The sequence below is a fragment of the Akkermansia muciniphila genome (assembly GCF_030848305.1).
Lineage (GTDB): Bacteria > Verrucomicrobiota > Verrucomicrobiia > Verrucomicrobiales > Akkermansiaceae > Akkermansia > Akkermansia muciniphila_A.
Map to the genome: position 1 here is coordinate 1,405,713 of NZ_CP114598.1, position 20,827 is coordinate 1,426,539.

The 20,827-nt window shown below is 56.2% G+C and carries 6 protein-coding genes, 2 tRNA genes and 3 rRNA genes; 8 read left to right on the forward strand and 3 right to left on the reverse strand.

The annotated features are described in order from the left end of the window. The first annotated feature begins 114 nt into the window (after nucleotides 1–114). Both O4G22_RS06170 and O4G22_RS06175 read left to right on the forward strand, forming a co-directional pair. Nucleotides 115–9,150, forward strand: coding sequence for a S6 family peptidase (locus tag O4G22_RS06170; RefSeq protein ID WP_306713829.1), 9,036 nt, complete (start codon nucleotides 115–117; stop codon nucleotides 9,148–9,150). Nucleotides 9,151–9,329: 179 nt separating this feature from the next. Next, nucleotides 9,330–9,740: a hypothetical protein gene (locus tag O4G22_RS06175; RefSeq protein ID WP_297405511.1), complete on the forward strand. Its 411-nt coding sequence runs from the start codon at nucleotides 9,330–9,332 to the stop codon at nucleotides 9,738–9,740. A 230-nt stretch (nucleotides 9,741–9,970) separates the two neighbouring features. On the opposite strand, the gene aroB is transcribed toward O4G22_RS06175, so the two are convergent. Both aroB and O4G22_RS06185 read right to left on the reverse strand, forming a co-directional pair. After that, nucleotides 9,971–11,083 carry a 3-dehydroquinate synthase gene (aroB, locus tag O4G22_RS06180; RefSeq protein ID WP_306701283.1) on the reverse strand — a complete coding sequence of 371 codons (1,113 nt, stop codon included), beginning with the start codon at nucleotides 11,081–11,083 and terminating at the stop codon, nucleotides 9,971–9,973. 75 nt (nucleotides 11,084–11,158) lie between these two features. Beyond that, entirely contained in the window at nucleotides 11,159–11,569 is a 411-nt protein-coding gene (locus O4G22_RS06185; protein ID WP_290488347.1) for a hypothetical protein, read from the reverse strand. Between the two features lie 914 nt (nucleotides 11,570–12,483). Between O4G22_RS06185 and O4G22_RS06190 the strand changes: the two genes are divergently transcribed. From O4G22_RS06190 to O4G22_RS06215, 6 genes are all read left to right on the forward strand, one after another. Then, nucleotides 12,484–13,995, forward strand: a 16S ribosomal RNA gene (locus O4G22_RS06190). Nucleotides 13,996–14,163: 168 nt separating this feature from the next. Beyond that, nucleotides 14,164–14,239: transfer RNA gene (locus O4G22_RS06195), tRNA-Ala, on the forward strand. A gap of 24 nt (nucleotides 14,240–14,263) precedes the next feature. Next, a tRNA-Ile gene (locus tag O4G22_RS06200) sits at nucleotides 14,264–14,340 on the forward strand. A gap of 209 nt (nucleotides 14,341–14,549) precedes the next feature. Then, nucleotides 14,550–17,385 (forward strand): 23S ribosomal RNA (locus O4G22_RS06205). Between the two features lie 225 nt (nucleotides 17,386–17,610). Next, a 5S ribosomal RNA gene (gene rrf / locus O4G22_RS06210) occupies nucleotides 17,611–17,726 on the forward strand. Together the 16S, 23S and 5S rRNA genes with 2 tRNA genes alongside form the textbook arrangement of a ribosomal RNA operon. A 197-nt stretch (nucleotides 17,727–17,923) precedes the next feature. After that, nucleotides 17,924–20,440, forward strand: coding sequence for an alpha-N-acetylglucosaminidase (locus O4G22_RS06215; RefSeq protein ID WP_306701285.1), 2,517 nt, complete (start codon nucleotides 17,924–17,926; stop codon nucleotides 20,438–20,440). 39 nt (nucleotides 20,441–20,479) lie between these two features. Here O4G22_RS06215 and O4G22_RS06220 read toward each other — a convergent pair whose 3' ends face one another. Continuing rightward, nucleotides 20,480–20,815 (reverse strand): hypothetical protein, encoded by a 336-nt coding sequence (locus tag O4G22_RS06220; RefSeq protein ID WP_306701286.1) that lies wholly within the window; start codon nucleotides 20,813–20,815, stop codon nucleotides 20,480–20,482. Nucleotides 20,816–20,827: the final 12 nt, after the last annotated feature.

Sequence of the window (20,827 nt, forward strand, 5' to 3'; positions counted from 1 at the left end):
CGCAGTTGAATATTTTATTTGTTTTTGTTGGAAAAATGCTCTTGAAAAATAACTTCATGAGCGTATTTTTTTAAACGTATTTCAAATTTGTTTTGTCCTTAACGCGAAAATTGTATGAAAGTACGCTTACCTTTGCAACTGTTCCGCCGGCTTATCCGTATTCTTTCCGTTCCGTGTTTCACGCTTGGGTCCGTTTCCCTGGGCGGCATCATGCACCAGGACGCTTCTTTCCAGACTTATACGGATTTCGGTCAGAACCGGGGGCGTTATGTCACGGGTGCCACCAACGCGCTGCTTCAGCATCTTCATGCTGACGGGGTCATTATTTCCTACACCGGCGGCCAGGCGGACCAGAAGCTGGCCCATGAAATGATCAGCTTTGAAAGCCAGACGGACAAGGGGAACGCCGCCGCCGTGGGTTATAATTTCATCGCCACCGTATGGCATAACCCCACCAACATGCTTGATACGGTGGGGCTTAATAGCAATGTGACTTTTTCCGCGAATGACATAGGTGCCTCCTACGCCATTCGTTACCAGACGATAGAACTGGATTCCAGGACCCGCGACAAGAGCGGAAAATTTGAGACGGGCAGCGCCGCCACGGATTACAAGGCGGGGCGCCTGAGCAAAATCATCACGGATGTTTCCCCTGCCGCCATTTACAGCGGCGATATTTCCGGCAGCGCGCTGGTTGGCCAGCAGGTTTACCGCAGCGGCTCCGGCACGATGGGGGTTTATAACCATTCCATGCAGCAAACGGGTTTGACCGCCGGCTACAGGTATATTACCGGCGGCGTGGAAACGCTTACCGGGGAAACCCATTATAACGCGGATGCTTTCCGTACATCGGTTTCAGATAGCAATTTCAGCGCGTCCGGCATTACTGCGGCCAAGCCTCTGCCCTTTGTCTCTCTGGGCGGGGACTCTGGAAGTCCCGCCTATATCTGGAATGAGGAGACGAACCAGTATGAGTTCCTGGCCTGTTTGCAATCCGGTGATTCCTTCCGTTTTTCCCAGTTTAACGGCAATTGCGCGTGGACCAGCAAGATAGTCGATAACTACAATGTGGCCGTGGACTGCGGGAGCGCCCTGGGCGGCGCGGACCACACCGTTTACATCAATGCCGTGACGAGGGACGGGGGCGAGGTCATTCAGGGTAACACCGCTTCCACCAGGCCGTGGCACGGGAGCGTGACTGACGCCGCCGGCAATGAGTTGGCGGACTTCATCGGCCTGCGTTCCGGGTCCAATGCATGGAAGAGTCTGAACAACGTCATGAACAGCAATAACTGGTACGCTTACGGGGACGGGTACCTGAACGCCGGTATAGCGGACCTGTTCGTGACGCAGGATCTGGTGTTCACCGCTTCAGGGGATGAGGTTCAGCGCGTTGTGCTGAATGGAAATGTGGACCAGGGGGTAGGTTATACGCGCTTCAGCAAGGCGGCTGGTAGCGGAACCGCCACCTTCCGCCTGACTTCCGCGGAAGGGGAAAGCTACATGCTGAATTCCGCCGGATACATCGTGGACGCGGGGGTGGACGTGCATGTGGAGCTTACGAACTCCGAGGATTACGCCCGCGAATGGAGGAAGACGGGTGAAGGCAACCTGTTCATTGAAGGGCAGGGGAATAATTACATTGCCCTGAACCTGGGCGGTTCCGGCGCCACTTATCTGCAGCGCGAGGGCGGGTATGCCGCCTACAATGTGCTGGCCAACAACGGGACCCGCGTCATCATCAATGATGTGGGGCAGATCGGGCGGGATTTTACGTTCGGCAATGGCGGGGCGACCCTGGATTTCAACGGGAACAGCATGGAGGTGTGGTTCAGCGCCGTGCCGGAAGGGACGGACGCGTTTACCCTCCATTGCCTGGATGAGGGCGGCGTGATTGCCAACCTCCGGCAGGGGACTACTTCCACGCTGACGTTCAGGGAGGGCGGAACATGGAAGGGCTCTTTCCGGGACGCCGGGGAGAATGGCGCCGCCGCCCTGCGCGTGGTGTATGACGGAGGCGATCAGCAGCTCGTGCTCAATTCCATTCTTACCAGCCTCTCCGGCTCCAACGGGGAGGACAGGAGCGCCTTCATCGTGCAGTCCGGAACGGTGCTGCTGAAAGGGACCAACACGGTGCACGGCATGGGGTCCGCGGACGGGCGTTCTTCCAATCGGCTCTTCAACGCTCTGGACTGGCATTATGCTGACGCCGCCATGGATGTGGAGGTGCGCGACGGCGCCACCTTCCGCCTGGGGGATCACGCCCGGCTTCAGGGGGACGTGAATGTCCTTTCCGGCGGCACGTTCCTGGTGAATGAGGGCGTGCAGCATGAGCTGGAGCATATTGAAGGCGGCCAGAAGCTGGAAAGCACCTCCGCCATCAGTGATTACTGGGGCCTCCACGGCAATGTGTCCCTGCAAAGCGGAGCCCGGATGCAGATTGCCTTCAGCGAAGGCGCGACCGTCGGCATGGAGCTCAAGGGCGGCATCAACGGAGATGGAACCCTGAGCGTCAGCCTGGGTTCCAACAGCCTGCGCCTGGTCCTGAGCGGGGACAACGCGTCCCTGAGCGGGGAGAAGATTCTGGAAAGCGGCACGGTTCAGGGGACGTCGCTCGCCTCCATGGGGGATGTCCGGACCAACAAGTGGTCTGTGGGAGAGCAGGGCGTGCTGGCCTCCCTGGGCTTTACTTCCGACGTGTCTTCCTCCCGGATTCTGTCTTATATTGATTCCTCTTCCTCCGGCGTGCTGGCCCTCGCTGCCGACCGGACGGAAACATTGGACATGTCTTCCCACACTTCCTTGTTCATCGGTGCGCTGGAAGGAACGGAAGTCCATTACGGCAGCGCGGATGCGGCGCTGGGCACGAATGCCGCCGGCCAGTGGCTGCTGGGCGGCGGCGGGGGCACGCTGTATGTGGATTCCCTGCTGGAGGGCGAGAACCGGCAGCTGGTCATCGGCAATTCCTATGGGACGGGAAAAGTCGTGCTGACCAACGCGGCCAATACGGCTTCCGGCACAATCATGTTCGGCGGCGGCGTGACGCTGGATTATACGGAAGGGGCTTTGGGGAATCTGCACTTCGATCTTTCCTATACCAACGCTTCCTATTACACCGAAGGCGGTTCGCGGGAGTTCCTGTCTTCCTATGTCAATGAAAACGCTGACGGCATTCTGTTGCTGGACCGCACTCCGGAAGCCGCGATTGATTTGCGCAACCACTCTCTTCTGGCGCTCGGCAGCTCCGATTCCGGAGCGGGAACCGTCTTTACGGGCGATATCCTTCTGAATGAGGGGCAGAGCTACCGTTTCTCCGGCAGCGGCAATTTGATCATGGAACACCTCAGCGCCGGGCATGACGTCATTGTGGACGGTCAGACGTTTTCCGGAGGTTCCCTCACCCTGACGGGAGACAGCCTGGTTACAGGCGCCGTCTCCATCATGGGGCACAGGGAGTCTTCCCCTTCCTCATCCGGCAGCATGTCTTTGTCCCTGCAAACGGACAATGCGTTGAAGGATGCTTCCTGCGTCACGATTTCCGAGGGCGGCATCCTGAATATTAACGGCACTACCCAGACCCTGAACAATGTCGTGCTGAATGCCGGAGGCTCCATATCCGGGGAAGGCACGCTTGTGCTGGCAGTCCCGGATACCGGGATGACGCTGGCCGGCAGCCTGGAGGTGGCGACGGTGATCAAGCAGGATGCCGGCAATCTAACGCTGGGCGGAACGGGGTCATACAATTCTCTGCAGGTGCAGGCCGGAACGGTCACGTTGGGCTCCAACACGGCGTTTTCTTCTTCAGGCACTGCTGATTTTTATGCGGGGACGGGTCTTCTCCTGAACGGAAAGACAGCCAATGGCCGTGTTGTGCTCCATGGGGAGGGTAGTGAGGGCGTGTCCGTCTCCGGCGGCGGCACTTTCTCCGGAACCCTTGCCGTGGCGTCCGGAACGGGATATGTTACGGGCAATACCACTTTCGCGGGGCTTGATGTGGCCTCGGGGGCGGTGCTGAGCCTCGGCGGCAGCGGCAATTTCTCCGTCAGGGGCCAGAATGTCAACGCTTCCGGCGGGACAATCCTGGTAAAGGACGGTTCGCATGCGTTCAACCTGGCGTACAACGGCAACGGGAGCAACCAGATCCTGCGCGGCACGCTGTCCGTCGCGGACGGGGCTTCCCTTACCCTGCAGAGCAATGGCGCCAATTTGGGATATTCCCAGACGAAAACGCTGAATTCCGTCCGCATTGAGGAAGGCGGGCGGCTGGATCTTTCCTGCACCCAGTACAACACGGTCTGGGCGGTAAATGCCCTTTCCGGAGGAGGAGAGCTGAATTGGGATTGTTCAAAAAATAACTATTATTCATCCCAGCTTCTTCTTGGCGGGAACGGCCGTTTTTCCGGAACAATCAATTACCGCTCCACGAATGAAACGAGCGGCTACAAATATCAGAATTATTTGATATTCAATTCAGACCAGGCCGTCAGCGATGCTGTGGTCAATATGTACGGAAAGAGCGGGCTGGCCATGGCCTCTATGGGGGTCAATACGAATCGCCTGTCCCTGCGCGGGCTGGACGGCAACGCCAATACCTACCTTTTTGCCGGCGGGGCCAAGGCGGGCAATCAGCTCCCCTTCCTGCAGGGATTTGTGCTGGATTCGGCGCAGGCGTCTTCCCGCAGGGCCACCCTGACCATCTCCGCCCGTGAAGGGGAGAGCCATACGTTCAGCGGAACGGTCAATGGAAGCGCCTCCGCCGGGTTCAGCCTGGTGATGGACGGCGCGGGGACGCAGACGTTTAACGGGGCTTCCGTCACGCTGCATGACGTGTCCGTGACGGGAGGGGGCGCGTTGAACCTTACCGCCGCCAATCTCAGCGTGCTTGGCAATTTGACCCTTTCCGGGGGCGCCTCCCTGGCTCTGAACTCCGGCTATAACTTAAGCGCCGGGAAAACGCTGGCCCTGATGGGTTCGTCCGCTGCGCCCGCCACGTTGAACATGACAGGGACGGGAAATGCGCTCACGCTTTCCGGCGGCGTTCTTACCTTTACCGGCGGCGTGCTCTGCTCGGATTCCGCCACCTTGCATATCGCCGGCGGCGGATTGGCCTTTGCTGAATCCCTGGCGGAGCAGACCATTAACTTCACGGAAACGGCGTCCATCAAGACCGGCGTAACCTATTGGCTTGCCGATGGAGACTGGAGTCCCTTCCGGAATGGTTCCTTTGCCTCCGGAGCCCTTCCCTATCTGAACGCGGATTTTTCCATTGCGGATACGGGGCTGTATGTGACCTTCTCCGCGGCGGAAGGCGTCAGCATCTGGGACGGAACGGAAACATCCAACAATTGGACGGCCGACAAATTCGGCAATGCCGCCCCTCTGCCCGGAGAAGCCACGGCGGCTATTTTCAATGAAAGCGCCGGAAGCCATGTGGTGAACATTGCCACCACGGCGGAAGTAGGTTCCCTCCTCATTGACGCCGATAACGGATACACATTTACGGCGGCGGGAGATCATCTGGTTTCCTCCGGGTCCCTCACGCATTCGGGCAGGGGAACCACCGTTATTGAATCCGGAGTGCGGATTACGGGAACTGCCTCCATTGAATCCGGGGAGCTTGTCGTGAAAGACCGGGAGACGCTGGCCGGAGCCATTACGGGAACCGGTACCCTGGGAATTGACTGGGGAAGTGAAAGCGGCTCCCTTTCCACAGAGAATTTGGGAACGCTGCACATCATCAGCGGCCGGTATGAGGGAGGCTCCCCCGCCGGGCTGGTGCGTGTGGATGACGGAGGCCAGTTCTTCGTGGCGTCAGGCACGAGTTCTTCCGCCGTTGAGCTGGCCGGCGCCGGCTGGAAGGACGCCGGAAATGAAGCTGACAGGGCGGGAGCCCTGAGGCTCGGCAACGGAGCGGCCGTTTCCGGAGCCGTTACGCTGTCTGCGGACGCGGTCCTCATGCTCAGCGGAACTTCCGGGACGATTTCCCATCTGAATACAAATGGCCATACTCTTGCGAAGGAGGGGACGGGAACGCTCGTGCTGGGAAGTACGGATATTGTGGGAAATCTTGACCTGAAACAGGGAACCATCCAGTTCAACGCAGGCGGCCACGCCGGCATATCCTCCATCCGCATGGCTTCCGGCACGGCCTTGAAGCTTGATTACAATGCCAACATCACCAATGGTTGCGCCGTCTCCATGGAGGATGGCTCCAGCATCAATTTCTGGAACGGCACCGGCACTTCCAATTTGAAAATCGACCTGAACGGAAATATCAGCCTGAACGGGAACTGTTCCGGAAATGCCGCCGTTCTGGCCGGAACGATTTCAGGAACAGGCCGTCTGGATCTGGGCACTACTCTGCAAAATGCCTGGACCATTTCCTCCGCCATATCGGGGGATCTCTCCCTGTCTGTCAACTCCAGGGTGACGCTGTCCGGCAATAACTCCTATACGGGCGGCACCGTTATCTCCGGGTCCACGCTGACGACCAGAAGCGTTTCCGCTCTGGGGACGGGAGCCGTCACTATCAATGGTGGGGCCCTGGCTCTGGGCGGCAACCTGGAAATCTCCGCGCTGGCGGGAACCGGAGGCTCTGTCAGCCTGGGAGGGAATCTTCTGGGCATTTCAGGGGGAGGCGATTCAACCGTTTATGCCGGCTCCATCACCGGAGCGGCCGGCAGCGGGCTGAATGTGGGCGCCGGAGCGAATCTGGGGCTGACGGGCGCAGTCACGGCGGATTCCGTCATGGTGGGCGGCGCGCTGGCCCTGAGCGGCACGACTACGGTGGGCTCCATGCAGGTTGACAAGGGCGGCAGCGTGACGCTGGGCGGCACGTTGAACCTTGATTATTCCGGAGGGAAGCAGGGAGGCATTGTGAATAAGGGAAGCGTTTCCCTCCAGGAGGGGTTGGACCTTCACCTGACGGTGGGCGGCACGGGGGCCGGTTCCTGGTCCCTGGTTTCCGGAGGCGGCATTTCCTACAGCGGCGATTCCCTGACGGACCACCTCTTCATTGATGGCGTGCGGGCCAACCGTCTCCGGGTGGAGCTGACGCAGACTGCGGATGAACTGTCCGTCGCCTACGCAGGCAGCAAGACGCTCCTGTGGACGCCGGGCGAGTTTTCTTCCGTCTGGAATGCCGTGGGAGACGCCAACTGGAGCTTTGAGGACGGTTCCGCCAAGGGCATTGTCTTTTATGAAAACGATTCCGTCATCTTTAACCAGGCAGGTCCCCAGGCCGTGACTGTGGCTGAAGACGGTGTGGCCGTTACGGGAATGTCCGTGCAGGCTGCCGGCTATGCCTTTGACGGCGGCGCTGTCACGGTGAAAGACAGTCTGCTGGTGGACGCGAATGGCGGCGCCGTTTTCAATTCCGCCGTCACGGTAAACAGGGATCTCATGGTTTACGGACGGGAAGGAGCTGTCTTTAATGCCGCCCTGAACGTGGCCGGCGACGTGATGATGGCCGGTAATACGGTCTTCACCCAAAACTTCACGCTGGCGGACGGTGGAACCGTTTCCTTCGCGGAAGGGGCGCAGTGGTCCAGCAGGAACATCGCCCTGGCCGGAAACGGGCAATTTGACGTGCGCGCCGGCGTCCGGAATACGGGCAGCGGGACGGTCAGTGTGGCTACCGGCAAGACCTGGACCGTGGCCCTCAGCAATGACTCCCTCTGCGAAATGGCGTCCCATTATCTGCAGCTTACCGGAGTTCTTAATCTAGAGGCGGGAGAAAACAGCGGCGGCACCCTGGTGGTGGATGGCCTCTGCCTTTCTTCCACCAATCCAAGCGGCGGCAAGAGCCAGTTGAATATTGCCGCCGGCACGCAGCTCTTCATCAAGGGGGACAGCGCCGGAAGAAATAGCGGAGGCATTGTTGGCAATACGGGGTCCATGATGCTCTCCAACTGGCCGGGGAACGGAGGAAACAATGAAGTGAACGTGAATGGCGTCCTGACGAGCAATGCCGTCATCAGCGGCCGTGATGGAGCCTCCGTCATCAACGTCGGGAATGCAGGCGTGCTGAACATGCTGGGAGGACTGGCGGCGAATACTCCAGGACGTACCAAAAACCATGTGATCAACATTGCCGGCGGCGGCCGCCTGAATGCGGCGGGAGGCACGGAAAACCAGTACCTGAAAGTGAACCTGGCGGCCGGATCATCCTTCGGCGGCGTGGGGGAAGCGGGAAGCGCGGCTTCCTTCTCCAACAATCTGGCGTTGGGAACGGCAGGACAGGAAGGAGTGGTTACGTTTGATACGAACGCCCGCAGGCTGAATGCCGCTGCGTATGAGGTGGAAAATGCGGACGGAGGGCTGGATCTTGTCTTCTCCGGAACCATAACTGACGCCGGAAATACGGCGGCGGCGGTAACGGGCAAGGGAAGCGTTGCCTTCACGAATAACACGACTTTTTTCGCAGGAAGCACGGTGGAAGCAGGAGCCGCGCTGAGGTTCGGTTCCGGAACGGCGGCCGCGGAAATCAGGACGGGGAACGGAGCTTCTCCGGCGGTGGTGGCGGGAACCCTGTCCTACGCGGCGGGACCCGGCCTCAGCGTCAGTGAGGGAACTCTTGCCAACACCCGGGTCAGCATGAATCAGGATTCCCGGCTTACGGCCGGCAATGTGGCTATGGATGCCGGATCCTCCATCACGGGGGGAGCCCTGGCGGTGGACGGGCTTTCCATAGCCGTGGAAAGCGGCGTGACATCCACGGATACGCTCATGGTCAATACGGTGTTGATCTCCTCGTCCCAGGAAGAACTCACGGTCAGACTGGACCATGACGCCCGGGTATTGTCCCTGGAGTGCACTTCCCTGAATGACGTGACGGTGACGGGCTCTGCGCTGATGTTTGATTTCTCAGCCTTCGGAGAATGGGCCAGCATCCTGGAATACGAATATCTCTGCCTTGACTTCTCCGCCGCAAGCGCGGATTTGTCCGGGGTAAGCGATATTTCCGTCGTATACGGAGATCAGGTTTATGAAGGCTACCGGGCAGCCACTGTGGCAAGCCGCTCCGGGGTGAGCAATACGGGCAGCTCCATTTACTTTGAGGTCGGAACCAAGAATGCGCCGGAACCGTCCGTGGCCGCCTTGGGGCTGGTGGCTCTGTCCGCGTGCGTCATGCGCCGCCGCCGGTCGTAAGGGTACGCCCTTTTTCTCCTGCGCCCCGCATGGGCGCACAGGAGAAAAAGGATGATGCGCGGATGTTCTTTTAATGTGAAAAATGAATGCCCAAATACTTTTCCAAAGAGTGAAAAACGGTCTGAATGCCTGGATATTGGCATGCCCGGAAGGAAAAACTGATCAAATGTAATCGTGATATGAAAATAGTTTATCTTGTTGCTTTGGCGTCTTTCGCCCTTGTTTCCTGTGACGGCGGGAAAAAACAGGCCCCGCCCCCGGATGTTCCCGCCGCCGGGGAACAGGCTGTCCCCAAAACGCCGGGAGAAAAAATTCTGGCCGTTCTCCTTCTTATTCAGGACCAGGCCGCGGCAAACGCTCATGCGGCGGAGGTGAAGGAGCTTGCGAAGGCCCTCCCCCGGGACATTCCCCATGAAGAAAGCGTGAATATCATGAATGAACTGCTCCGTCTGGCCAGTCGGGAATGCTATGGTTCCCGGTCTCTGGAAGATGCGTTGAAGGGAATCCAATTTGACGCCGGGGAATACACGGGCAGCGTGCCTCTGGATGTGGATGGTTTTGAACCCACCCCGGACGAGCCGGAGAAATAGATTCCCGTGCGTGGAAACGGCGGACTGTTTCCGTGCCTTCTCCGTTCCGTCGTTCCCGGAGAACGAACTACGGAAGGGAAATGGCCTGATGGCTCCGGAAGGGGCGGTTTCCCGGCGGGGAGGGGAAAGATGCTGTACGTTCCTCTTTCAGAAAAAGGAAAGGCGGAAGGGATTTCCCTTCCGCTCTCCGGAATTTTCTGCCCGGATGGGGCAGAGCCGTGAAAGGAAACTCAGGGTAAGGGGCGCCGCAATTCTTCAATGGCTTCCGCCATGTCTTCCCGGGTAATGATCTTGGAAATGCCTGCTTCCCCCGCCTTGGAAAGCAGGACGAAGCGGATGGCTCCTGCCCGGAATTTTTTGTCTGATGCCGTTTTATTGAGAATCAACTCCGTGTCAATGTTATCCGGGAGAACGAGGGGAAGTTCCAGAGCCTGGAGGGTGTAAAGTATCTTGTTGGCGTCGGAAGAACTCAGCCCGGCCTTTCGTTCGCTCAGGAACAGGGCGGCGCGCATGCCGAGCGCCACGGCTTCTCCATGCAGGATAGTGCCGTAGGGAACGGCGGCTTCAATGCCGTGGCCGATGGTATGGCCGAAATTGAGCAGGGCGCGGATATCCAGCGTTTCCAATTCGTCATTTTCCACGATACGGGCCTTGATTGCCACGTTCCGGGCGATCAGGTCGGGAAGCCTGGCAATAGTATTCAGGGAGAAGCCGATGGAAAGTTCCGGCCCCAGCCCTTTCAATTCATGAAGCATGGAAGCATCTTTGATAGCCGCGTGCTTGACGGCTTCCGCCAGGCCTTCCGCCAGCGTGCGGCGATCCAAAGTCACCAGCGTGGTGGGGTCGATGACGACGACGGACGGCTGATGAAAGGCGCCTACCAGGTTTTTCCCCTCCGGAATATTGACGGCCGTCTTTCCTCCTACGGAGCTGTCCACCTGGGCGACCACCGTCGTTGGAATCTGCATGAAGGGAATGCCCCGGTAATGAATGGCCGCGATGAAGCCGGCCAGATCCCCCACGACGCCGCCGCCCAGAGCGGCAATGCATCCGGTGCGGTCGATCCCGGAACGTACCAGTTCGGAACACAGCTCCTGGGCCTGAAGCATATTTTTGGAAGCTTCCCCGGCATTCACTACGTGCAGGCTGGGCATGAACCCCGCGCTCTCCAGGGACTTCATGACGCGCTCCGCATAAAGCGGGGCGACGCGGCTGTCCGTGATCAGCGCAATCTTGCCGTCCAGACCGGCGCGGTAGGCAAACTCTCCGGTACGGTCCAGTGCTCCGTTTTCCACGTGGATGTCGTAGGAACGTTCACCGAGAGCAAGAGAAATGGTAGGCATGAGGCCAGTATGGGGTATTCCGGAGGGAACCTCAAACGGAAAGTGCGGATGAGGCGCAGAAGACGCATTCCCCGTTTAATGCGTTCTTGTCCTGGGCGCCAGCGGAGAAAGAGTTTCCAGGATAACGTTCAAATGCTCCGCGCGTGAGGTCGTGAAGCCGCCGTCGTCCTTCCAGATGATATTGCCGTTGCCGTCCAGAAGGACAATCGCTGTTTCCGCCTTCTTGTGAAGGGAAAGTCTGCGCCGGACAAAAGACTGGTCGTAATAGGAAATCAGGGAATTGGTCTTCATGTAAAAATCCGGGAAATCCCCCAGGGCCTGTGTAAAGGCGGGTACGTCCCCTTCAATGGGAGGCGGCTGCAGCACCAGCAAAATGCTGTACTCCACCGGGGTTGGCGTATGCTTGTACTGCTTGCGGAGGTCTTCGCAGAAGGGAAGCCACTTTTTCATGCCGTACAGGGTTTCCGGATGAAAAACAGTCAACATGATATGAAAACTTTTTGGAACGATGGGAGGCAGGGAAATATTATCTCCCATTAAATTCATGCCGTTGATATCCGGAAAACGGTAACGTCCGTTTCCTCCTCCATAAGGGTGCTCGGGATTGGGCGTTGGCAAGTGTATTTCCTGATTCTTCATGCGCAGTTAGACAAAAATCGGAGAAATAATGTTCATGCTGATGGCTGCCCAACAGGACCTGTTTATGGGGGGACGAGAAGGTTGAGAGTAGTGACGCTATGGAGAGGGAATACAGCGTGCTTGGAAAACCAGCCTTCCTTGCAGAGGGGCGGAAGGGGGCTGAATTCCCCTTGGGAGGCGGGGAAGTGGGATGGGGAAAAAGGGAAGCGTTCAAAAAAAAGACGCGACAGGATGGGGGATTATGACAAAACGTCATCTCATTGATTATATGTGTGTTAATGTCTGTGTGGATAGGGGTGGCCTGAATGAGGCGCGGGAAAAAATGAAAAAACATCTCGAAAAAAATTGACAAAAAGGGGGAAGTTGATAAAGTTCTCGGCACGCCAACACGGCGACGGGATGAAAAGCCCGGCGGCAGACGGACTCGGAAGAGTAACGGAAGCGGCTGGAGCCGGCCACCCGGAGAGCTCCCTGGAAGCAGGGGCGATAAGAAGATTTCAAGGGAATGACTACCGAAAACCGCCGAGGGTTTTCCGAGGGCGCCGAGAGGTGCCGGAGGAGGAAAAAGCCCGAAGGAGCGACCTGGCTCTGAGAGGGGTGGTTTGGTAGAAGCGAGGGGAAAGAAAAAAGGTCGTGACGCGCGCCGTGCAAGGCAGAGCGAAGAGGCCTTCAAGAGACACAACTTGAAGGAAGAGCCGGCTGAAGCATGGCGCAAATGAAATCGCAAGATTCCATTTGGTCCAGCAATTTCAAAAATTAATTTGATGGAGAGTTTGATTCTGGCTCAGAACGAACGCTGGCGGCGTGGATAAGACATGCAAGTCGAACGAGAGAATTGCTAGCTTGCTAATAATTCTCTAGTGGCGCACGGGTGAGTAACACGTGAGTAACCTGCCTCCGAGAGTGGGATAGCCCTGGGAAACTGGGATTAATACCGCATAGAATCGCAAGATTAAAGCAGCAATGCGCTTGGGGATGGGCTCGCGGCCTATTAGTTAGTTGGTGAGGTAACGGCTCACCAAGGCGATGACGGGTAGCCGGTCTGAGAGGATGTCCGGCCACACTGGAACTGAGACACGGTCCAGACACCTACGGGTGGCAGCAGTCGAGAATCATTCACAATGGGGGAAACCCTGATGGTGCGACGCCGCGTGGGGGAATGAAGGTCTTCGGATTGTAAACCCCTGTCATGTGGGAGCAAATTAAAAAGATAGTACCACAAGAGGAAGAGACGGCTAACTCTGTGCCAGCAGCCGCGGTAATACAGAGGTCTCAAGCGTTGTTCGGAATCACTGGGCGTAAAGCGTGCGTAGGCTGTTTCGTAAGTCGTGTGTGAAAGGCGCGGGCTCAACCCGCGGACGGCACATGATACTGCGAGACTAGAGTAATGGAGGGGGAACCGGAATTCTCGGTGTAGCAGTGAAATGCGTAGATATCGAGAGGAACACTCGTGGCGAAGGCGGGTTCCTGGACATTAACTGACGCTGAGGCACGAAGGCCAGGGGAGCGAAAGGGATTAGATACCCCTGTAGTCCTGGCAGTAAACGGTGCACGCTTGGTGTGCGGGGAATCGACCCCCTGCGTGCCGGAGCTAACGCGTTAAGCGTGCCGCCTGGGGAGTACGGTCGCAAGATTAAAACTCAAAGAAATTGACGGGGACCCGCACAAGCGGTGGAGTATGTGGCTTAATTCGATGCAACGCGAAGAACCTTACCTGGGCTTGACATGTAATGAACAACATGTGAAAGCATGCGACTCTTCGGAGGCGTTACACAGGTGCTGCATGGCCGTCGTCAGCTCGTGTCGTGAGATGTTTGGTTAAGTCCAGCAACGAGCGCAACCCCTGTTGCCAGTTACCAGCACGTGAAGGTGGGGACTCTGGCGAGACTGCCCAGATCAACTGGGAGGAAGGTGGGGACGACGTCAGGTCAGTATGGCCCTTATGCCCAGGGCTGCACACGTACTACAATGCCCAGTACAGAGGGGGCCGAAGCCGCGAGGCGGAGGAAATCCTAAAAACTGGGCCCAGTTCGGACTGTAGGCTGCAACCCGCCTACACGAAGCCGGAATCGCTAGTAATGGCGCATCAGCTACGGCGCCGTGAATACGTTCCCGGGTCTTGTACACACCGCCCGTCACATCATGGAAGCCGGTCGCACCCGAAGTATCTGAAGCCAACCGCAAGGAGGCAGGGTCCTAAGGTGAGACTGGTAACTGGGATGAAGTCGTAACAAGGTAGCCGTAGGGGAACCTGCGGCTGGATCACCTCCTTTCTATGGAGTAAGCGCACACAAGTGCGCAGGTCGGATCTCTTCCCGAGGGAAGAGAAAGCGGAACCCGCGAGGGCCCGCAACGAACCAAAGATGTGTAAACAGCCGGTCGCCTGGAGCAAAACCGGGCACGACGTGCGTGACGACCTTTTTTCACCGAGAACCGCAACTGGGGGTATAGCTCAGTTGGTAGAGCGCCAGCTTTGCAAGCTGGATGTCCGGGGTTCGAGTCCCCGTGCCTCCACCAGTTTCGGAAAAGAGACCCAAAGCCGGGCCTGTAGCTCAGTTGGTTAGAGCACGCGCTTGATAAGCGCGGGGTCACAGGTTCAAGTCCTGTCAGGCCCACCAGCAAAATCGATTATTGAGGGAAAGCGAAAATTGACATCTGCGTGGCAAAGAAAACGGTTGCTGAGAAGCAATCGCTTTCCAACAAAGTGGGTAGTTGAACAACAACAACTACAAAACACAAAAACATGCATACCAAGCAATGAGACAATACAGTAAGTCACGAAAGGGCTTTGTGGTATTGTGGAAGTGGTAACAAGCTTTTGCAATATGATGAAGTAAGTAAGGGCGTACGGTGAATGCCTTGGTGCCAACAGGCGAAGAAGGACGCGGCAAGCTGCGAAAAGCCTCGGGAAGCTGCAAGCAAGCGATGATCCGGGGATATCCGAATGGGGTAACCTGATCGAGGCAATACTCGATCGTTCATACCTGAATACATAGGGTATGAAACGCGAAACCCGCTGAAGTGAAACATCTCAGTAAGCGGAGGAAAAGAAAGAGAAATCGATTCCGTAAGTAGTGGCGAGCGAAAGCGGATGGAGCCCAAACCGAAGGTATTCCTTCGGGGTTGTAGGACCACGACCTATTCGACCATACTGGATAGTAGAACAGCCTGGAAAGGCTGGCCGTAGAAGGTGAAAGCCCTGTAGACGAAATCCAGAGTGGGAATTAGTGGTATCCTGAGTAATACATCACACGTGGAACGATGTATGAAACCGCGCGGACCACCGCGCAAGGCTAAATACTAGTTGGCGACCGATAGTGAACAAGTACCGCGAGGGAAAGGTGAAAAGAACCGCTGTGAGCGGAGTGAAATAGAACCTGAAACCGTATGTCTACAAAGTGTCAGAGCAGAGCAATCTGCGATGGCGTGCCTTTTGTTTAATGAGTCTGCGAGTCAGTGTTTGTGGCAAGACTAAGGGCTTCCGGCCCGGAGTCGCAGCGAAAGCAAGTCCGAACAGGGCGCAATAAGTCGCAGGTACTGGACCCGAAGCGGAGGTGACCTACCCTTGGCCAGGTTGAAGCATGGGTAAAACCATGTGGAGGACCGAACAGGTGAACGTTGAAAAGTTCTCTGATGAGCTGAGGGTAGGAGTGAAAGGCTAATCAAACCCCGTGATAGCTGGTTCTCTTCGAAATGCATTTAGGTGCAGCGTCACGTGCTGATGCGCGGGGGTAGAGCACTGACAAGGCTAGGGGGCACACCCGCTTACCAAACCTTATCAAACTCCGAATACCGTGCAATGGAACGTGGCAGTGAGACAGTGGGGGATAAGCTTCATTGTCGAGAGGGAAACAACCCAGACCAGCAGCTAAGGTGCCTAAATAACGCTCAGTGGAAAGGATGTGGGATTACACAGACAGTGAGGATGTTGGCTTAGAAGCAGCCACCATTTAAAAAATGCGTAATAGCTTACTCATCGAGTGATCCTGCGCCGAAAATGATTGGCGATCAAGCGTTATACCGAAGCTCTGGACTTTGCCGCAAGGCAGAGTGGTAGAAGAGCGTTGCATGCGCGTCGAAGGGTGATGGCGACTGACCCTGGAGCACATGCAAGTGAGTATGCAGACATGAGTAACGTTAAGCCGGGTGAAATCCCCGGCCGCCGTAAACCCGAGGTTTCCAGGGCAACGTGTTTCGTCCCTGGGTTAGCCGGGACCTAAGCCGAGGCCGAGAGGCGTAGGCGATGGACATCAGGTTAATAATCCTGAGCTCGCGACCCTTAAACTGGGGGGACGCATGAGAAAAGATGACTAGGTTATTGAATTCCGAGTTGAGTCTACGGACTCAGCGCATCATTGGATCGAGTGCCAAGAAAAGCCCCAGCGTATGCTAAGCGACCCGTACCGCAAACCGACACAGGTGGGTGGGTAGAATATACCAAGGCGTAAGAGTGAAACCTGGTTAAGGAACTCGGCAAATTAGCCCCGTAACTTCGGAAGAAGGGGTGCCTGCAGCGATGCAGGCCGCAGAGAAATGGCCCAACCGACTGTTTATCAAAAACACAGCACTCTGCAAAGACGCAAGTCGAAGTATAGGGTGTGACACGTGACCAATGCCGAAAGATTAAGGCAAGGGGTTAGCCGCAAGGCGAAGCTCTGAACCCAAGTCCCGGTGAATGTCGGCCGTAACTATAACGGTCCTAAGGTAGCGAAATTCCTTGTCGGGTAAGTTCCGACCTGCACGAATCGTGAAACGAGTTGGGCACTGTCTCAACCAGGCGCTCAGTGAAATTGTAGTGGCGGTGAAGATGCCGCCTACCCGCAGAAGGACGGAAAGACCCTATAGACCTTAACTGTAAGCTGTCATTGTTTCTTCGGTTTTAATGCTCAGAGTAAGTGGGAGACGCTGAAGACGCCCTTTAGGGGGCGTCCGAGTCATCAATGAGACACCACCCTTTGAAACTGGAGGATCTAACCCTGAGCCGTGAATCCGGCCAGAGGACCGTGTCAGCCGGTCAGTTTTACTGGGGCGGTATCCTCCCAAAGAGTAACGGAGGAGCGCGAAGGTGGGCTCAGCCCGGTTGGCAACCGGGTGTCGAGTGCATGGGCATAAGCCCGCCTAACTGTGAGACCAACAAGTCGAGCAGATGCGAAAGCAGGCCCAAGTGATCCGGCGGTAGAAAGTGGAATTGCCGTCGCTCAACGGATAAAAGGTACCTTAGGGATAACAGGCTGATCACGCCCAAGAGTTCATATCGACGGCGTGGTTTGGCACCTCGATGTCGGCTCGTCGCATCCTGGGGCTGGAGAAGGTCCCAAGGGTCCGGCTGTTCGCCGGTTAAAGCGGCACGCGAGCTGGGTTCAGAACGTCGCGAGACAGTTCGGTCCTCTATCCTCTGTGGGCGTTGGAAAATTGAGGGGTTCAGACCTTAGTACGAGAGGACCGGGTCTGACGCACCACTGGTGCATCGGTTGTACTGTCAAGTGCATGGCCGAGTAGCTAAGTGCGGACGGGATAAGCGCTGAAAGCATCTAAGCGCCAAGCCCTTCCCAAGATGAGTTTTCCCTACAGGTTCGTGGAAGACCACCACGTTGATAGGTCGCAGGTGTAAGTGCAGCAATGTATTGAGCCAAGCGATACTAATTACCAATTGACTTCATCATATTACATCACTCCCCGTCGTGAATGAACACTTGCTCTTGTCTCATTCTCCTATGCATGATCTCAACCACCAGCCACGCAGATGTCAGTTTACGCTGAATGCCCCCTTCCCAAAAATCTTCTTAGACTCATACTAACCCATTAAAAAAATCCCACACTCGAAAGCCCCAATGCTGGGCTCCCGGGCAGGCAGGATGAAGATCGATGAAAGTCCCTTCCCCCTGAAGCCCGGTGGCCAGAGCGCAGTGGTCCCACCCGGTCCCGTTCCGAACCCGGAAGTGAAACGCTGCCGCGCCAATGGTAGTCGGACGATAGGTCCCGCAAGAGTAGGTCGCCGCCGGGATTTTTTCCCATCAGGCCCCGCCAGTCTCCAGACTCGCGGGGCCTGTTCGCTTCTTGCTCTCTCTTATGCTGTCTTCTTGAAGTTATTATTAGTGATAATATTGACTTTATTCCTTGTAAGAATCTGCAATTCTTGTATGTAGTAAAGTCACTATGTTTTCTCATGCCTTTGCCGTTGGAGCGGTTCTTGGAACTGTCATGTCCCCGCTTGTTTGCGTATCTGCTGCGGAAAGATCTCCTGTAGCGGCGGCTGAAGATGTAGTGGCGCGTGTAACTCCCTCGGCAAAAGGGTCTGTCCTGTTTCATTTAAATCCGGATTTGGGCAACAAGATCACTATCTCCGGTGTTGCCGGAGGCATCCGGGTGGAGGCTTCTGATGTGCGTCGCCTGGTGGCGGGGTATGGATGGTATCTGAAGAATATCGCCAAGGTCCATTTTTCGTGGAACGGGAATCGGATGGCGCTTCCTTCCCCTTTGCCGGTTCCCGCCAGGCCGGTAACGATAGAAAGTCCGTGGAATATTGTTTTTGCCTATAATTACTGCACCCTTTCTTATACGGCTGCTTTCTGGGATTGGAACAGATGGCAGCGGGAGATTGATTTTCTGGCGTTGAACGGGTTTACGCATGCGCTGGTAACGGCGGGTTTGGAAAAGACATGGGAGGATTTTCTGATTGGCCTGGGGTATCCCCGGGAAAAAGCTCTTCGTTTTATCCCTAATCCGGCATTTGCCGCCTGGTGGAATATGGGGAACCTGGAAGGCCACGGCGGACCGTTGAGCCAGCAACAGATAGATAAGATGGCGCAGATGGGAAGGCGTATTGTATCCCGTATGGAGCAGTTGGGGATGACGCCCGTACTTCAGGGGTATGTGGGATTCGTCCCCTCTGACTTTCAGGAAAACGTCCAAATGGATGGTCTGAAACTTATTCCGCAGGGTACATGGGTTGATAATTTTAAGAGGCCATGGGTAGCGGATCCCACTTGCGAGGCTTTTCCGAAACTGGCCTCGGACTGGTATAAGGCTGTCCGCAAGGTATACGGCATTTCCGGAAAGATGTTTGGCGGGGATTTGTTTCATGAGGGGGGACGGAAGGGAGACATTAACGTGACGAATGCGGCACAGGCCGTTCAGAAAGCCATGCAAAAGGCCTCTCCGGGTGCTTCATGGGTGATTCAGGCTTGGGGCGGGAATCCTACCCGCGAGTTGCTGTCCGGCTTGGACCCGGAACGCGCGCTTGTATTGCAGCTTACCAAGGATATGGCTAACGGAGGGAAGAATTTAAGAACTTTTAACGGTATTCCGTGGGTCTGGTGCGAACTGGCGAACTTTGGAGGCAATACGGGACTGTACGGTGGGATTCCCCTTCTTTCCCGGCTTGGAAGTGATTTGTCCGGTTATAGGGACAAGGGGCTGGTGGGCATGGGAACTTTGTCCGAAGGGCTGGAGACGAACCCGCTTCATTACGCCCTGTTCAGTGACCGTTTGTGGACCGGGGAGGATATTTCCCTCCGGGAGTGGCTTGGGAAGTACGCGCGTCAACGTTATGGTTCCGCCCCAAAGGCTGTCGTGAAGGCGCTGGAAGTCTTGTCTTCCTCCATTTACAACCCCGTCCGCTCTCAGGAGGGGTGTACGGAATCTATTATTTGCGCCCGTCCGTCCTGGAATGCCCGGAAGGCTTCCACATGGTCCAGCGGGGAGCGGTATTATCACCTAGGCGATATTGTAAAAGCGGCGCGCGGTTATCTGAAAGCCGCGAATGATCAGCCGAATCTGGTGAAAAAGGAGACATTCCGTTATGATTTGGTGGATGTTGTGCGTCAGGTTCTTGCGGACGCCGCTTTTTACCAGCTTCAACAGGTCAGAAGCGCGTTTGATTCCGGAGATGCGGCTGCGTACAAAAAGCAGGTAAGGCGTTTCCTGTCTCTGATTTCAGATATGGATGCCCTGTTGGCGACGGATAGCCAGTTTCTTTTGGGGACTTGGCAGAAAAGAGCTCTGGATTGGGGCAATTCCCGCCAGGAAAAGGCCTTGATGGACAAGTCAGCCAAAATGCTTGTTACTACGTGGAGTGATCTGGCTCCCCGGTCGCTGAATGATTATTCCAATCGCCAGTGGGCCGGGCTTGTTTCCGATTTTTATTTGCCTCGGTGGAGGAATTTTTTTGAATCTCAGATGGATGTGCTGACCGGCAGGAAGACGCGTGATGCCGCCCATGCCGCATTTATGGATAAAACGGTTCGGGAGGAGCTGGCTTTTGCCGGAAATGGGAAAATATATTCTGCCAAACCGGCAGGGGATACCCTGGCCGTCGCCAATCGCGTGATGAATGCCCACCGGGAAATGCTGGATGCCCTGAGTGCGGAAGAAAAGTTTTCCTCGGGAATTCCCTGGGAACTTCATCAAGGTTCCCCGTTGCAGTTTGATGTCACGGATCAGGTGACCGAACCGGGCACGTATACCGCAACTTTCCAGTGGAAAAATGGTCCCAGCGCCTTGAAAATCCATTCCGTTAAATTATATGAGGGCAACAAGGAGGTGGCTGCCGATGTTCATGAGGGCACGACTGGCGTGGAAAATAAGAATAATGTTTACAGGCTGGAATTGAAGAAGTACAGAACCAACCTTGATTCCTATACTCTGAAGGCAGAAGTTAGCGGTGTTTCTCAAGGTGCTTCCAAAGGAGAAATGATGTTGAAAAGGCCGGTGAATTAAGAAGCGGGCAAATTGTTGCGGAAAGGAGAGGCAAGGCGGTTATACGTGTGGGTTCTGCCGTTTTCTGTCTTCCGTTTTTTCCGGAATCAGTTTGTTCACCTTGCCGAAAAAAGGGAGAAGAGGAATTCCCTCTTCTCCCTTGAAAGATGGCTTGATGGTGAAATTTATCGGCGGCGGCGCAATAATAGAGCTCCTAGGCCGAGCAATCCCAGTGTAGCGGTTGCCGGTTCCGCTGGGCAGGACGACGGTATTATGGGACATGGAGAGGGAGGCGGAGACGGCATGATTTCTGTAAGCCGCCATATTCTCTGTGTCGGCCGTCAGGGTCAGGTCTTCCCAAGCGGTATTGGTAGTGGTCATGATGGGGGAAGCCATAGGGTCGCAAAA

Bases quoted from the DNA above. Each gene is read 5' to 3' on its own strand.
- O4G22_RS06175 (WP_297405511.1), top strand. From the start codon at position 9,330: ATGAAAATAGTTTATCTTGTTGCTTTGGCGTCTTTCGCCCTTGTTTCC.
- O4G22_RS06215 (WP_306701285.1), top strand. From the start codon at position 17,924: ATGTCCCCGCTTGTTTGCGTATCTGCTGCGGAAAGATCTCCTGTAGCG.
- O4G22_RS06185 (WP_290488347.1), bottom strand. From the start codon at position 11,569: ATGTTGACTGTTTTTCATCCGGAAACCCTGTACGGCATGAAAAAGTGG.
- O4G22_RS06220 (WP_306701286.1), bottom strand. From the start codon at position 20,815: ATGGCTTCCCCCATCATGACCACTACCAATACCGCTTGGGAAGACCTG.
- aroB (WP_306701283.1), bottom strand. From the start codon at position 11,083: ATGCCTACCATTTCTCTTGCTCTCGGTGAACGTTCCTACGACATCCAC.
- O4G22_RS06170 (WP_306713829.1), top strand. From the start codon at position 115: ATGAAAGTACGCTTACCTTTGCAACTGTTCCGCCGGCTTATCCGTATT.